At 69.0% G+C, this 14,174-nt stretch carries 14 protein-coding genes; 10 read left to right on the forward strand and 4 right to left on the reverse strand.

Annotation, left to right across the window (positions count from 1 at the left end; genetic code table 11):
- Positions 1–93: 93 nt before the first annotated feature.
- Positions 94–1,260 carry a serine hydrolase gene (locus tag AC3WQR_RS06775; protein WP_062478078.1) on the forward strand — a complete coding sequence of 389 codons (1,167 nt, stop codon included), beginning with the start codon at positions 94–96 and terminating at the stop codon, positions 1,258–1,260.
- A gap of 103 nt (positions 1,261–1,363) precedes the next feature.
- Here AC3WQR_RS06775 and AC3WQR_RS06780 read toward each other — a convergent pair whose 3' ends face one another.
- The 3 genes from AC3WQR_RS06780 to aat are packed head-to-tail and all read right to left on the reverse strand — an operon-like array spanning position 1,364 to position 3,730.
- The gene (locus AC3WQR_RS06780; RefSeq protein ID WP_159271612.1) at positions 1,364–2,188 is read right to left on the reverse strand and encodes an IclR family transcriptional regulator; all 825 of its coding nucleotides are present in this window, start codon (positions 2,186–2,188) and stop codon (positions 1,364–1,366) included.
- 30 nt (positions 2,189–2,218) lie between these two features.
- Positions 2,219–2,968 (reverse strand): arginyltransferase, encoded by a 750-nt coding sequence (locus AC3WQR_RS06785; protein ID WP_492741519.1) that lies wholly within the window; start codon positions 2,966–2,968, stop codon positions 2,219–2,221.
- Between the two features lie 6 nt (positions 2,969–2,974).
- Positions 2,975–3,730 carry a leucyl/phenylalanyl-tRNA--protein transferase gene (gene aat, locus AC3WQR_RS06790; RefSeq protein WP_492741520.1) on the reverse strand — a complete coding sequence of 252 codons (756 nt, stop codon included), beginning with the start codon at positions 3,728–3,730 and terminating at the stop codon, positions 2,975–2,977.
- 227 nt (positions 3,731–3,957) lie between these two features.
- On the opposite strand from aat, the gene AC3WQR_RS06795 reads away from it, so the two are divergent.
- The 5 genes from AC3WQR_RS06795 to AC3WQR_RS06815 are packed head-to-tail and all read left to right on the forward strand — an operon-like array spanning position 3,958 to position 8,450.
- Positions 3,958–6,288, forward strand: a complete 2,331-nt coding sequence (locus AC3WQR_RS06795; protein WP_492741521.1) for a xanthine dehydrogenase family protein molybdopterin-binding subunit — start codon at positions 3,958–3,960, stop codon at positions 6,286–6,288.
- Positions 6,289–6,327: 39 nt separating this feature from the next.
- Complete coding sequence (locus AC3WQR_RS06800) at positions 6,328–7,245, forward strand: helix-turn-helix transcriptional regulator (RefSeq protein WP_492741522.1); 918 nt, start codon at positions 6,328–6,330, stop codon at positions 7,243–7,245.
- Positions 7,224–7,583 carry a VOC family protein gene (locus tag AC3WQR_RS06805; protein ID WP_492741523.1) on the forward strand — a complete coding sequence of 120 codons (360 nt, stop codon included), beginning with the start codon at positions 7,224–7,226 and terminating at the stop codon, positions 7,581–7,583. The genes AC3WQR_RS06800 and AC3WQR_RS06805 overlap by 22 nt, the downstream gene beginning before the upstream one ends.
- A 19-nt stretch (positions 7,584–7,602) precedes the next feature.
- Positions 7,603–8,010, forward strand: a complete 408-nt coding sequence (locus tag AC3WQR_RS06810) for an SRPBCC family protein (RefSeq protein ID WP_492727172.1) — start codon at positions 7,603–7,605, stop codon at positions 8,008–8,010.
- Positions 8,007–8,450 carry a nuclear transport factor 2 family protein gene (locus AC3WQR_RS06815; RefSeq protein ID WP_492727171.1) on the forward strand — a complete coding sequence of 148 codons (444 nt, stop codon included), beginning with the start codon at positions 8,007–8,009 and terminating at the stop codon, positions 8,448–8,450. The genes AC3WQR_RS06810 and AC3WQR_RS06815 overlap by 4 nt, the downstream gene beginning before the upstream one ends.
- Here AC3WQR_RS06815 and pobA read toward each other — a convergent pair.
- The gene (gene pobA / locus AC3WQR_RS06820) at positions 8,420–9,601 is read right to left on the reverse strand and encodes a 4-hydroxybenzoate 3-monooxygenase (protein WP_492741525.1); all 1,182 of its coding nucleotides are present in this window, start codon (positions 9,599–9,601) and stop codon (positions 8,420–8,422) included. The genes AC3WQR_RS06815 and pobA overlap by 31 nt on opposite strands.
- Before the next feature lie 154 nt (positions 9,602–9,755).
- Here pobA and AC3WQR_RS06825 point away from each other — a divergent pair, with 154 nt between their 5' ends.
- From AC3WQR_RS06825 to AC3WQR_RS06840, 4 genes are all read left to right on the forward strand, one after another.
- The gene (locus AC3WQR_RS06825; protein WP_070060906.1) at positions 9,756–10,526 is read left to right on the forward strand and encodes an IclR family transcriptional regulator domain-containing protein; all 771 of its coding nucleotides are present in this window, start codon (positions 9,756–9,758) and stop codon (positions 10,524–10,526) included.
- Between the two features lie 61 nt (positions 10,527–10,587).
- On the forward strand, positions 10,588–11,247 hold the full coding sequence (locus AC3WQR_RS06830; protein WP_062478105.1) for a response regulator: 660 nt from the start codon (positions 10,588–10,590) through the stop codon (positions 11,245–11,247).
- An 11-nt stretch (positions 11,248–11,258) separates the two neighbouring features.
- A complete protein-coding gene (locus tag AC3WQR_RS06835) occupies positions 11,259–12,587 on the forward strand; it encodes an ATP-binding protein (protein ID WP_492741526.1) in 1,329 nt (442 codons plus the stop codon).
- A gap of 87 nt (positions 12,588–12,674) precedes the next feature.
- Positions 12,675–14,159: a Do family serine endopeptidase gene (locus AC3WQR_RS06840; RefSeq protein WP_159276681.1), complete on the forward strand. Its 1,485-nt coding sequence runs from the start codon at positions 12,675–12,677 to the stop codon at positions 14,157–14,159.
- Positions 14,160–14,174 lie beyond the last annotated feature (15 nt).

Genomic DNA, 14,174 nt, shown 5'->3' on the forward strand with positions numbered 1-14,174 from the left:
GAATGAAGAAGAGGATGCAAGTAACTGATATTGCGTGTCTTTTTTGATTTCGATACACTGCGGTCCTCGTTTGTTGCCGCTGGAGATTTATTGATGCCTGAAACCCGTCTACGTCGAGTTTCCATCCAGCGGTTCCTACCCGCCTTCAAGTTCCTCGCCGTGGCGCTGTGCGCCTCGGCGTTTTTGCTGCCTGGCGCCCAGGCCGCGAAGAAGGAAAAACCCGCTGCCGCCAAGTCCGCCGTCGCCAAGAAGGCGAAGGCCCCCGCCGAAACCAAGCAGCGCAATGCGTCCGCTTCCAAGGTGGCACGCGGCGGTCGCGCCGAGCAGGCCGACAAGGTCGTGCGCGGCGGTCGCAATGTTGTGGCCACCATCCACAAGAAGAACGGCAAGACCGTCGTTGCCGTGCAGCGCCGTTCGGTGGTGCGCGTCGAGACGCCAGCCCGCCAGTCCTTCGGCCAGATGGCCGGCCTGCACAGCACCGACGACGCACTCGACCTGAAGTCGAGCGTCGCCCTGGTGATCGATCAGGACACCCACGAGGTGCTGTTCAGCAAGAACGACCACGCCGTGCTGCCGATCGCTTCGCTCACCAAGCTCATGACCGGCCTGCTGATCAGCGAAGCCCACCTGCCGAACGACGAGCTCATCACCATCACGCAGGACGACGTCGACACCGAAAAGGGCAGCCGTTCGCGCCTGACCGTCGGCACCACGCTGTCGCGCGGCGAGCTGCTGCACCTGGCGCTGATGTCGAGTGAAAACCGCGCGGCGCACGCGCTGGGCCGCACCTACCCGGGCGGTCTCACGACCTTCGTGAGCATCATGAATGCCAAGGCCCGCATGCTCGGCATGAAGGACACGCGCTACGTGGAGCCCACGGGCCTGTCCAGCCGCAACCAGTCGAGCGCGCAAGACCTGGCGCTGCTGGTCAATGCCGCCTATTCGGACGCCACCGTGCGTTCGCTGTCCACGTCGCCGGAATACCAGGTCGAAGTCGGCAACCGCGTGCTGCAGTTCAACACCACCAACCGCCTTGTGAAGAGCCCGGAATGGGACATCGGCCTGCAGAAGACCGGCTACATCTCCGAAGCCGGCCAGTGCCTCGTGATGCAGGCCAAGGTGGCCGGGCGCAAGCTAATCATGGTGTTCCTGGATTCGGCCGGCAAGTTCAGCCGCATCGCCGACGCCGAGCGGGTTCGCCGCTGGGTCGAGGCCACGCACGCCGTGTCGGGTCCGCGCGGCTTCCAGGTTGCCGGCTGAGATCGATTGAGCGGGGAGGCCGTTAGCGGCCTGCCTGCTGCCCTCGTGGAGGGCTTACCGGCCGGCTCGCTGGAAAGAAGAAGAGTCGAAAGCAATCGGGCGCTCAGGCGCCCGTTGTCACGTTCGTGCCCGACGCAGGCGTCGCGGCCATTCCGTCCTTGAAGCCCAGCGCGCCCGAGATTTCATTGGCGGTCGCCTGCAGCTTGGGCAGCCAGCCTTCGTCGAGGCGATCGGCCGGGGCCGAGATCGACAGGCCCGCCACCAGCTTGCCCTGGTCGTCGTAGATGCCGGCGGCCATGCACCGCACGCCCAGTTCCAGTTCTTCGTTGTCGCGCGCGATGCCGTACTGGCGCGCCTTCGACAGCTCGCGCTCGAGCGCGGGCAGCTGGGTGATGCTGTTGCGGGTGTGGCCGGCCAGGCCGGTGCGCGTGGCGTAGCTGCGCACGCGCTGCGGATCGTCGGCGGCCAGGAACAGCTTGCCAGTCGAAGTCAGGTGCAGGGCGGCACGGCCGCCGATGGCGCGCACCACCTGCATGCCCGAGCGTTCGCTGTAGGCGCGCTCGATGTACACGATCTCGTCGCCCTGGCGCATGCTGAGGTTGACCGGCTGCTGCGTGAGCTTGTGCAGTTCGCGCATCGGCCCCAGGGCCGCGTCGCGCACGTTCAGGCGGCCCTTGACCAGGTTGCCCAGCTCCAGCAGGCGCATGCCGAGGCGGTAGCTGCCGGCTTCGGGCCGGTCGACGAAGCGGCCGACCGCGAGGTCATTGAGGATGCGGTGCGTGGTCGACGGGTGCAGCCCCGTCTTTTCGCTGATTTCCTTCAGCGAGATCGCTTCTTCGCGCGAGGCCAGGACGTCGATCAGCGAGAACATGCGCTCGATGACCTGGATGACGGGAGTGGCGGGAACGTCGGATAGGTTTTTTCTCATGGCGCAATGCGGTGATGACCGTGCGCCATTTTACCTTGTGAAATCGCTCGGTGCCTGCCAGTGGCCGTCCACCAACACTTCGTGCGGGGAAAAGCGGGCCTTGTAGTGCATCTTGGGGCTGCGCTCGATCCAGTAGCCCAGGTAGACGTGCGGCAGCCCCAGCTTGTGGGCCTGCTCGATCTGCCACAGCACGCTGTAGGTGCCGTAGCCGGCGCCGTCTTCGGGTTCGTAGAAGGTGTAGACGGCCGAGATGCCGTCGCTGAGCACGTCGAGGATCGACACCATCTTCAGCGCGCCCGGGCTGCCGTCGGGCAGGGTTTCGCGAAACTCGACCAGCCGCGAGTTGACGCGGCTTTGCAGCAGGAACTGGGTGTACTGGTCGATGCTGTCGTGGTCCATGCCGCCGCCCGAGTGGCGGCCGGTCTGGTAGCGCAGGTAGAGCTGGTAGTGCTCGGGCACGAAGCACAGCTTGAGCACGCGCGCCTGCAGGTCGGCGTGCTGCTTGGCGGTGCGGCGCTGGCTGCGGTTCGGCTTGAAGCTGTGCGCCAGCACGCGCAGCGGGATGCAGGCGCGGCAGCCGTCGCAATACGGCCGGTAGGTGAACATGCCGCTGCGCCGGAAGCCGCTGAGCACCAGGTCGGAGTAGGCGTCGTTGTGGATCAGGTGGCTGGGCGTGGCCACCTGCGAGCGGGCCTGGCGATCCGGCAGGTAGCTGCAGGGATAGGGCGCCGTCGCGTAGAACTGCAGCGTGTGAAGCGGAAGATCCTTGAGGTGCGTCACGTCACGTCACGTCGAAAGAAAAGGTCGCTCGGAAAGGAGTTCAGACCAGTATACGGGGTCGAATTGCCACTGCGGGCCCTCCTGTTTTCGGGCCTGGGCCACGTGTGCGACGAAGCGCGCGCGCGGCATTTCGCGGGCGCCGAGGCTGGCGAGGTGCGCGGTGTTCTGCTGGCAGTCGATCATCGCGATGCCGGCGCGGCGGCACAGCGCGACCAGGCCAGCCAGCGCGATCTTCGAGGCGTCGGGGCGGCGCGTGAACATCGACTCGCCGAACACCGCGCGGCCCAGCGCCACGCAGTAGAGCCCGCCCGCCAACTCGCCGTCTATCCAGGTTTCAACGCTGTGGGCGTGCCCGGCGCGGTGCAATTGCGTATAGGCCTTCACCATGTCCGGCACGATCCAGGTGCCCGACTGGCCGGCCCGCGCCGACTGCGAACACGCCTGGATCACCGTTCCAAAATCGTGATCGATGCGCAGCTCGCAGCCGGGCGTCGCGGCAAAACGGCCCAGCGTCTTGCGCAGCGAGCGATGCAGCCGGAAGTCGTTCACCCGCAGCACCATGCGCGGGTCGGGGCTCCACCACAGGATGGGCTGGTCGTCGCTGAACCAGGGGAAGACGCAGCGGCTGTAGGCTTGCATCAGAGTATCAACATCGAGCGAGCCGCCGGCCGCCAGCAGGCCGGGCACCGGGTCCCGTTCGTCCCACGCCGAAGAGGGGTCGGGCAGTGCATCTCCGGGTTCGAGCCAAGGCAGTTGTCGCATGGATGCAGGTATACACGGCTTCTCGAAAACGCAAGCCAGTTGAGGGAAAATCCCGCTCACACGGGAACAGTCCACAAGGCTGCGGCCCTGGTGCCACCGCCGATGGCACGCGAGACAACCCCACAAGACCCGTCGAAAAACCTATAGTGCACAGCTTGCTTTCGCAGTACCACAGCGGATCCGGCAGGCATGTGCAGGGCGCCGGGGATCAGCACAAGAGGACCACGTTGACCACTGAATCCAATCCCACGCGCTTCGGCAGCGGCCAGGCGGTGCGCCGCCTCGAGGACGAAAGCCTGCTCGCAGGCGCCGGCCGTTACACCGACGACGTCACGCTCTCCGAGCAGGCGCACCTCGTCTTCCTTCGCTCCCCCTATCCGCATGCGCGCATCGTGTCCATCGACACGTCCGCGGCCGTCGGCATGCCCGGCGTGCTGCGCGTGATCACCGGGGCCGACCTGGCCGAGGCCGGCGTCAAGCCGATGCCCGGCGCCGCCGGCTTCAAGCGCGCGGACGGCAGCGACAGCGCCAGCCCGCCGCGTCGCGCCCTGGCGCACGAGCGCGCGCGCTTCGTCGGCGAGCCGGTGGCAGCCGTCATTGCCGACACCGTGCAGCAGGCGCGCGATGCGGCCGAGGCCGTCATGGTCGACTACGAAGAGCTGCCGATGGTGGTCGACCTGCCGGGCGCGACCGCCGAAGGCGCGCCGCTCCTGTGCGAGGAGGCCACGGGCAACATCGCCGCCGAGATGCGTCACGGCAGCAGCGAAGCCGCCACCGCCGCGTTCGAGCGCGCCGCCCACGTGATCGCCCTGGACGTGAACAACCAGCGCGTGGTCGCGCTCACCATCGAGCCGCGCGCCGTGCTTGCCACGCACGACAGCAAGACCGACCGCCTCACGATCCGCATGAGCACCCAGATGCCTTCCGGCGTGCGCGATTCCGTCTGCGCGGCCATTGGCCTGGCGAAAGAAAAAGTGCGCGTGGTCGTGGGCGACGTCGGCGGCGGCTTCGGCATGAAGACCGGCGCCTATCCTGAAGACATCGCAGTCGCCTACGCCGCGCTGCAGGTGGGCCGGCCCGTGAAGTGGGTGGCCGACCGCAGCGAAGAGTTCCTGTCGAGCGCGCACGGCCGCGACATCGAGGCGCGCGCCGAAATGGCGCTGGACGCCGACGGCAAGATCCTGGCCCTGCGCATCAAGACGCTCGCCAACGTGGGCGCCTACGCCACCGGCACCGGCGTCGCGATCCAGCTGCTGATCGGCCCGTGGGTGCAGACCAGCGTCTACGACATCCAGACCATCGACTTCCATTTCAAGGCGGTGCTCACCAACACCGCGCCCACCGGCGCCTACCGCGGCGCGGGCCGGCCCGAGGCCATCTTCACCATCGAGCGCCTGATGGACGAGGCCGCGCGCCAGACCGGCATCGACCGCATCGCGCTGCGCCGGCGCAACTTCATCCGCCCCGAGCAGATGCCCTACAAGAACCCGATGGCGCAGACCTACGACACCGGCCAGTTCGAGTCGGTGATGGACCAGGCGCTGCAGCTGGCCGACTGGCAGGGCTTCGAGGCCCGCGCGGCCGAGTCCGCGGCGCGCGGCAAGCAACGCGGCCTGGGCATTGCCACGTTCCTCGAGTGGACCGGCGGCAACGTGTTCGAAGAGCGCGTGACCGTGTCGGTGCAGGCCGACGGCGTGATCGAGGTGTTCTCGGCCGTCAACGCCATGGGGCAGGGCATCGCGACCTCGCTCGCGCAACTGGCCGTCGATGCCTTCGGCGTGCCCATCGAGAAGGTGCGCGTCGTGCTCGGCGACACCGACCGCGGCGACGGCTTCGGCAGCGCCGGCTCGCGCTCGCTGTTCACCGGCGGCTCGGCCGTGCGCATCGGGGCCGAGCGCACCATCGACAAGGCGCGCGAACTCGCGGCGCAGGAGTTCGAGGCTTCCATCGACGACATCGTCTACAGCCGCGGCACCTTCATCGTGGCCGGCACCGACCTCGAACTCGACCTGTTCACCCTGGCCGCCAAGCAGCCGGGGCGCGAGATCTTCGTCGACTCCACCAGCACCGTGGCCGGCCCGAGCTGGCCCAACGGCTGCCACATCTGCGAGATCGAGCTCGACCCGCCCACCGGCGAGATCAGCGTCGTGGCCTACAGCTCGGTCAACGACGTGGGCCGCGTGGTCAACCCGATGATCGTGCGCGGCCAGCTCGAAGGCGGCGCGGTGCAGGGCATCGGCCAGGCGCTGTACGAGCAGGTGGTGTACGACAGCGAAACCGGCCAGCCCGTCACCGGCAGCCTCATGGACTACGCCGCGCCGCGTGCCGACATCGTCGACACCATGTTCCAGATGGAAATGGACGAATCCACGCCCTGCAAGAACAACCCGCTGGGCGTGAAGGGCGTCGGCGAGCTGGGCACCATCGGCGCCACGCCGGCCATCGTCAACGCGGTGGCCGACGCCTTCGCGCGCAACGGCCTCGGCGCCCGCGCGCCCCGCCTGCACATGCCGCTGAGCCCGTCGCGGGTCTGGCAGGCCATGCAGACGATCGACTGAGCGCCGCCGGCCGGTGATCGAAGGGCGACGAAAGTCATCATGCGCGTCACCACCGAACTGCAGACCGACGCGATCCGCGTCTCGACCTACCGCTGCGACGCGGGCGTCGGCGCGGCGCCGTTCACCGAGATGCACGAGACGCACTCGGTCTCGTACGTGCGCAAGGGCAGCTTCGGCTGCCGCGCGCTCGGCCGCGATTACGAGCTGGTGGCCGGCGCGGTGCTGGTCGGTGCACCGGGCGACGACTACGTCTGCACCCACGAGCACTTCGCCTGTGGCGACGAATGCCTGTCGTTCCACTTCTCGCCGGGCTTTGTCGACCTGATCGGCGCCGACCGGCGCAGCTGGCATGCCTCGGCGTTGCCGCCGCTGCCCGAGCTCATGGTGCTGGGCGAACTCGCGCAGGTCGCGGTCGAAGGCGGCAGCGACGTGGGCCTGGACGAGCTGGGCATGGGCTTCGCCAGCCGCTTCCTCGACATGGTGAAGGGGCGCGGCAAGCCCGCGGCGCCGCCGCCATCGGCCACGCCGCGCGACCGTCGCCGCGCGGTCGAGGCCGCGACCTGGATCGAGGCCCATGCCTCCGGCGAGATCGGCCTGGAAGACGCGGCCGCCCAGGCGGGCCTGAGCGCCTTCCATTTCCTGCGCCTGTTCTCCCAGGTGCTGGGCGTCACGCCGCACCAGTACCTCGTGCGCTCCCGACTGCGCCGCGCGGCCCGCCTGCTGGCGGACAGCGACCTTGCCGTGACCGACGTCGCCCTCGAAGCCGGCTTTGCCGACCTGAGCAACTTCGTGCGCACCTTCCACCGCGCGGCCGGCGTGTCGCCGCGCGGGTTCCGGCTCGCCGCCAAGGGCGACCGCAAGATTTTCCAAGACCGCCTGGCCGCGCTGCTTCACGATGACCGCTTGATCCACCCTTCAAGCAGGAAGTCATCGCCATGTACGACCACATCGGACTGAAAGTCAAAGACCTCGCCGTGAGCCGGCGCTTCTACGAAGCCGCGCTCGCGCCGCTCGGCCATGTGCTGGGCTCCCACGACGACAGCTACGCCGGCCTCGGCCCGGCCGGCGAACCGGCGCTGTGGCTCTATGCCACGAAAGATGCCAAGGGCCCCGGCACGCACATCGCGTTTCGCGCGCCCGACCATGCGGCCGTCGCCGCCTTCCACAACGCCGGCTTGAAGGCCGGCGGCACCGACAACGGCGGCGCGGGGCCGCGCGCCGACTACAGCCCGACCTACTACGCGGCCTTCCTCATCGACCCCGACGGCAACAACGTCGAGGCCGTCTGTCCCTGACACGAAAGGCACCGACCCCATGGCCACCGTCTACAAGGAATTCATCGTCGAGGCCGATGCCGCGCAGGTGTGGGACGCGCTGCGCGACTTCGGCGCCGTGCACACGCGCCTCGCGCCGGGCTTTCTCACCGGCTGCGAACTCGACGGGCAGGGCGCCCGCATCGTCCACTTCGCCAACGGCCTCGTGGCGCGCGAGCTGCTCGTGGCCCTCGACGACGAGAACCGCCGGCTGGCCTACACCGTGACCGACGGCAAGGCCACGCACCACCACGCGTCGGCCCAGGTGTTCGCGCACGGCGAAGGCCGGTCGCGCTTCGTCTGGATCACCGATGTGCTGCCCGACGGGCTCGCGGCGTACGTCGAGCCCATGATGGCGCAGGGCGGCGCTGCCATGAAGAAGACGCTGGAGAAGGCCAACGCACGATGAGCACGCCGACAACACCGGCCGCGAACGAGATCCTGGCGGTCGTGCAGCGCTACGCGCAGGCCTGGGCCGCGAACGACCTCAAGGCCATCGTCGACTGCTACCACGACGAGGTCGTCTTTCACTACTTCGGCTGCAGCCCGCTCGCGGGCACGCACCGGGGCAAGGCGGCCTGCCTCGCGGTGCTCAAGCAGGTGAAGGAGCGCACGAACCGCCGGCTCGTCGCGATCCGCGACGTGCTGGCCGGCGAGCATTTCGGGCTGATCGTCGCCGTCGAGCAGTTCGAACACCAGGGGCGCCCGGTCGAGCTGGAGCGCCAGCTGCGCTACGCCGTGAGAGACGGCAAGCTCCGCGAATGCTGGATCTACGACGAAGACCAGCGGCTCGTCGACGAGATGCTGTCGCCCGCCGCTCAGAAGTCTTCGAGCGGCAGCCCCACGTAGTTTTCCGCCAGCGCGGTCGACGCCGCGCGCGAGTGCACGAGGTAGTCGAGTTCGGCTTCCTGGATCTTCTGGCCGAAGGCGCCCGTCTCGGGAAAGCGGTGCATCAGCGAGGTGAACCACCACGAGAAGCGCTCGGCCTTCCAGACCCGGCGCAGGCACATGTCGGAATAACGGTCCAGCGCCGAAGCCGACTTCTCGTTGTAGAAAATCTCCAGTGCGCGCGACAGGTACCCCACGTCGGCGGTCGCGAGGTTGAGCCCCTTGGCGCCGGTCGGCGGCACGATGTGCGCGGCGTCCCCGGCCAGGAACAGCGAGCCGAAGCGCATCGGCTCGGCGACGAAGCTGCGCAGCGGCGCAATGCTCTTTTCGAGCGACGGGCCGGTCACCAGCCGTTCGCGCGCTTCGGGGTCCAGGCGCGCGCGCAGCTCGTTCCAGAAGGCCTCGTCGCTCCAGTTCTCCACCTTCTCTTCGGTCGGCACCTGCACGTAGTAGCGCGAGCGCGTGGCGCTGCGCATGCTGCACAGCGCAAAGCCACGTTCGGTGTTCGCGTAGATGAGTTCGTGCGACACCGGCGGCACGTCGGCCAGCACGCCGAGCCAGCCGAAGGGGTAGACCTTCTCGTAGGTCTGGATCGCGTCGGCCGGCACGCTGGCGCGGCTCACGCCGTGGTAGCCGTCGCAGCCGGCGATGAAGTCGCACTCGATCTCGTGCGTCTGGCCGTCTTTCTCGTAGCGAACGCGCGGCTTGGCCGAATCGAAGTCGTGCAGGCTGACGTTGGCTGCGCTGTAGATCGTCGTGAGGCCTTCGGCCGTGCGCGCTTCCATCAGGTCGCGCGTCACCTCGGTCTGGCCGTACACCGTGACCTGCTTGCCGCCCGTGAGGCCATGCATGTCGATGCGATGGCGCGCGCCCTTGAACAGCAGCTCGATGCCGTCGTGCGGCAGGCCCTCGGCCTTGGCACGGGTGTCGACGCCCGCGCGCGCCAGCAGGTCCATCGTGACCTGTTCGAGCACGCCGGCGCGGATGCGGCCCAGCACGTAGTCGCCGCTCTGGCGCTCCACGATGATGTTGTCGATGCCTGCCTTGTGCAGCAGCTGGCCGAGCAGAAGGCCGGCGGGGCCTGCGCCGATGATGGCGACCTGGGTGCGCATGTTCGTGTCTCCGAAAGGGTTTTGCCAAGCGTAGGGCGCGGCCGGCCGGTTGGGGCGGCGGCTGGCGAGGCTCTGTGCGATCATGCGAACGCGTGCGCGATCATCGCGCAACACTTCTTCAGCCGACCGATCCACGACGAACTCCCGACGACGAATGACCATCGCCCGCGCCGACTTCATCGAGGGCATCGCCAAGGGCATGGCGGTGCTCGAAAGCTTCGACACCGAGCGCCAGCGCCTGAACGCGACGCTGGCGGCCGAGCGCGCCGGCCTCACGCGCGCCGCCGCCCGGCGGCACCTGCTCACGCTGGCCCACCTGGGCTACCTGGAAACCGACGGCAGCTACTTCTGGATGGCGCCGAAGGTGCTGCGCTTCTCGGGCAGCTATCTGGCCTCGTCGCGCCTGCCGCGCGCGCTGCAGCCCACGCTGAACCGGCTCGCGGCGCAGACGGGCGAGTCGTTCTCGGCCGTGGTGCTCGACGGTGAAGAGGTGGTCATCGTCGCGCGCAGCGGCAGCTACGGCACGCCGACGCGCGTGCTGGCCTACGGCCTGCACCTGGGGGCGCGCCTGCCGGCCCACGCCACCTCGACCGGGCGCGTGCTGCTGGCCGCCATGGCCGCCACGCAGCTCACGCAGTGGCTCAAGGGCCGGCACCTGGCGCGGCTCACGCCGCACACCATCACCCAGGCGCGCGCGCTGCGCCAGCGCATCGCGCAGGTGCGCAAGGACGACTACTGCTTCGCCAGCGAAGAGCACGAACTCGGCGTGCAGGCGCTGGCGGTGCCGCTGCGCGACATGCAGGGCCACACGGTGGCCGCGCTCAACGTGGTGCTGTCGGGCACGCGCTACCAGGAAGAGACTCTGCAGCGCGAGATGCTGCCGCTGCTGTTCGAGGCGGCGCGCGAGGTGCGCTCCCTCCTGTGAACGAAGGCGCGCTGAACTTTCGACGCCAGCACGGCCTCGAACCCCCGAAACGGACACCACCATGCGACTCCTGCTTCTCGAAGACGACGTGATGATCGGCGAGGCCGTGCTCGACCTGCTGCGGGCCGAGCAGTACGCGGTCGATTGGGTCAAAGACGGCGATGCTGCCGAATCTGCATTGCGCACCCAGCAGTACGACCTCGTGCTGCTCGACCTGGGCGTGCCGCGCCGCGACGGCCTGGAGGTGCTGCGCGCCCTGCGTGCACGCAAGCAGCGCATGCCGGTGCTGATCGCCACCGCGCGCGACTCGGTGCAGCAGCGCATCGAAGGCCTCGATGCCGGCGCCGACGACTACGTGCTCAAGCCCTACGACCTCGACGAGCTGCTGGCGCGCATCCGCGCCTTGCTGCGGCGCGCATCGGGGCGCGCCGAGCCGGTCTACGAGCACATGGGCGTGAGCATCAACCCCGCCACGCGCGAGGTCGCGGTGAACGGCGAGCCCGTGGTGCTGTCGGCGCGTGAATGGGCCGTGCTCGAGCCGCTGCTGGCCCGCCCGGGCATGGTGCTTTCGCGCGCCCAGCTCGAAGAAAAGCTCTACGGCTGGAAGGACGAGATCAGCAGCAACGCGGTCGAGGTCTATGTGCACGGCCTGCGCAAGAAGCTCGGCGCCGAGTTGATCCGCAACGTGCGCGGCGTTGGCTACATGGTGCCCAAGGCATGAGGCGCCGCGTGATGCGATGGACAGGATCGCTGCGCGCGCGGCTGCTGGTGTTCCTGCTCGCCGCCATCGTGCTCGCGGCCGGCGCGCAGGCGCTGGTGGCCTACCGCACGGTGCTGAAAGAGGCCGACGACATCTTCGATTACCACATGCAGCAGATGGCGCTGTCGCTGCGCGCGGGCCTGCCGCCGAGCGCCGCCGTGGGTGGCCTTGGCGGCGCGGAGCAGAACTTCGATTTCGTGGTGCAGGTGTGGACCGTCGACGGCGTGCGCATCTTCGAGTCGGCCGAAGAAGCCGCGCTGCCGCAGCTCGCGGTGCTGGGCTTTGCCGACGTGCGCGCCCGCGGCACGACCTACCGCGTGTTCTCGATGCAGACGCGCGGGCTGGTGATCCAGGTGGCGCAGGACATGGCGGCGCGCCGCCACATGGCCGGCTCGCTCGCGCTGCGCACCATCGTGCCCGTGGCGCTGATGGCGCCGCTGTTGATGCTGGTCGTGTGGTGGGTGGTGAGCCTGTCGCTGGCGCCCGTGGCGCGCGTGCGCCGGCAGGTGGCATCGCGGCAGGCCGACGACCTCTCGCCCGTGAGCGAAGAGAACCTGCCCGAAGAAGTGCGCCCGCTGGTGCAGGAACTCAACCTGCTGTTCGGCCGCGTGCGCCATGCCTTCGATGCGCAGAAGCACTTCGTGGCCGATGCCGCGCACGAGCTGCGCTCGCCGTTGGCGGCGCTCAAGCTGCAGGTGCAGGGCCTGCAACGCGCCCCCGATGATGCGGCGCGCACGCTGGCCGTGAGCCGGCTGTCGGCCGGCATCGACCGCGCCACGCGCCTGGTCGAGCAGATGCTGGCGCTGGCCCGGCACGAGGCCAGCGTGGCTGCGGGCGCCAAGCCCGAGACGGTCGACCTGGCCGAGGTGGCGCGCCTGGCGATCTCCGATGCGGTGGCGGCTGCGCAGGCGCGCCGCATCGACATCGGCGTGGCGCAGTCCGACGCGGGCGCGACCGTGAGCGGCCAGCCCGAGGCGCTGCGCATGCTGCTGCGCAACCTGATCGACAACGCCGTGAAGTACACGCCCGAAGGCGGGCGGGTCGACGTCGGTCTCGTGAAGCGCGCCGACGCGGTGGAGCTGCGCGTGGACGACAGCGGCCCCGGCTTGCCCGAGGCCGAGCGCGCGCGCGTGCTCGATCGCTTCTACCGCTCGGGCGAGCCGCAGGCGCCGGGCAGCGGGCTGGGGCTGGCCATCGTGAAGTCGATCGCCGACCTGCACGGCGCCACGGTGGCGCTGGACAAGTCCACGAGCCTCGGTGGGCTGTGCGTGCGGGTGACGTTCGCTCCCGCCAAAGAGTGAATTCCGCTTAAGCGACGCCTAAGTCAAGGCCGCGACATTCCTTTCACCGTGTTTGCGCTTCGGCGCAGGATTGAAAGGAATCGAAGAATGAAAACCGCCTTGACTTCCCCCCGTGCCCTCGTGATCGCGCTGGCCAGCGCCGGCGTGATCGGCGCCGTCGGCGCCGGGGCCTACACCAGCGCCCGTGCCGTGAATGCCCCGGCCACTACTGCCGCCGTGGCCGCGCCGGCCGCGATGGTCACCTTGCCCGACTTCTCGACCATCACCTCGCGCGACGGCCCGGCCGTGGTCAACATCAGCGTGACCGGCACCGAGAAGGCCCCGGACGACGACACGATGGCGCAGCTGCAGGGCATCGACCCCGACGATCCGATGTTCCAGTTCTTCCGCCACTTCCAGGGGCAGATGGGACCGCGCGGCCAGCAACAGCAGCAGCGCGCCGTGCCGGTGCGCTCGCAGGGCTCGGGCTTCATCGTGGACCCGAGCGGCATCATCATGACCAACGCCCACGTGGTGAAGGACGCGAAGGAGGTCACCGTCAAGCTGACCGACCGCCGCGAGTACCGCGCCAAGGTGCTGGGCGCCGATGCCAAGACCGACATCGCGGTGCTCAAGATCGACGCCAAGAACCTGCCGGTGCTCGCGCTGGGCAACACCAAGGACCTGAAGGTCGGCGAATGGGTGCTGGCCATCGGCTCGCCCTTCGGCTTCGAGAACACCGTGACGGCGGGCGTGGTGAGCGCCAAGGGCCGTTCGCTGCCCGACGACAGCTACGTGCCCTTCATCCAGACCGACGTGGCCGTGAACCCCGGCAACTCGGGCGGGCCGCTGCTCAATGCGCGCGGCGAGGTGGTCGGCATCAACTCGCAGATCTACAGCCGCAGTGGCGGCTACCAGGGCGTGTCGTTCGCCATTCCGATCGATGTGGCCGTGCAGGTGAAGGACCAGATCGTCGCCACCGGCAAGGCCACGCATGCGCGCCTGGGCGTCGCGGTGCAGGAGGTGAACCAGGCCTTCGCCGATTCGTTCAAGCTCGACAAGCCCGAAGGCGCGCTGGTCTCGAACATCGAGAAGGGCGGCCCCGGCGACCATGCCGGCCTGAAGGCGGGCGACGTGATCCGCAAGGTCGACGGCCAGGCCATCGTGTCCTCGGGCGACCTGCCGGCCGTCATCGGCCAGCAGGCGCCGGGCAAGAAGGTCACGCTCGAGGTGTGGCGCCAGGGCGAGCGCCAGGAGCTGCAGGCCAAGCTGGGCGACGCGAGCGACAAGCCGGCGCAGGTCGCCAAGGCCGACAACACGGCGGGGCAGGGCAAGCTCGGCCTGGCGCTGCGCCCGCTGCAGCCGCAGGAACAGCGCGCGGCCTCGGTCGACGGCGGCCTGCTGATCGAGGACGTGGCGGGCCCCTCGGCGATGGCCGGGGTGCAGGCCGGCGACGTGCTGCTGGCCATCAACGGCACGCCGGCCAAGAGCCTGGAGCAGGTGCGCCAGGCGGTGGCCAAGGCGGACAAGTCGGTGGCGCTCTTGATCCAGCGCGGCGAGGACAAGATCTTCGTGCCGGTGCGCCTGGGCTGACCGGCCCGGCCGGGC

Source organism: Variovorax sp. FW305-3-2-15-B-LB1, from assembly GCF_058787635.1.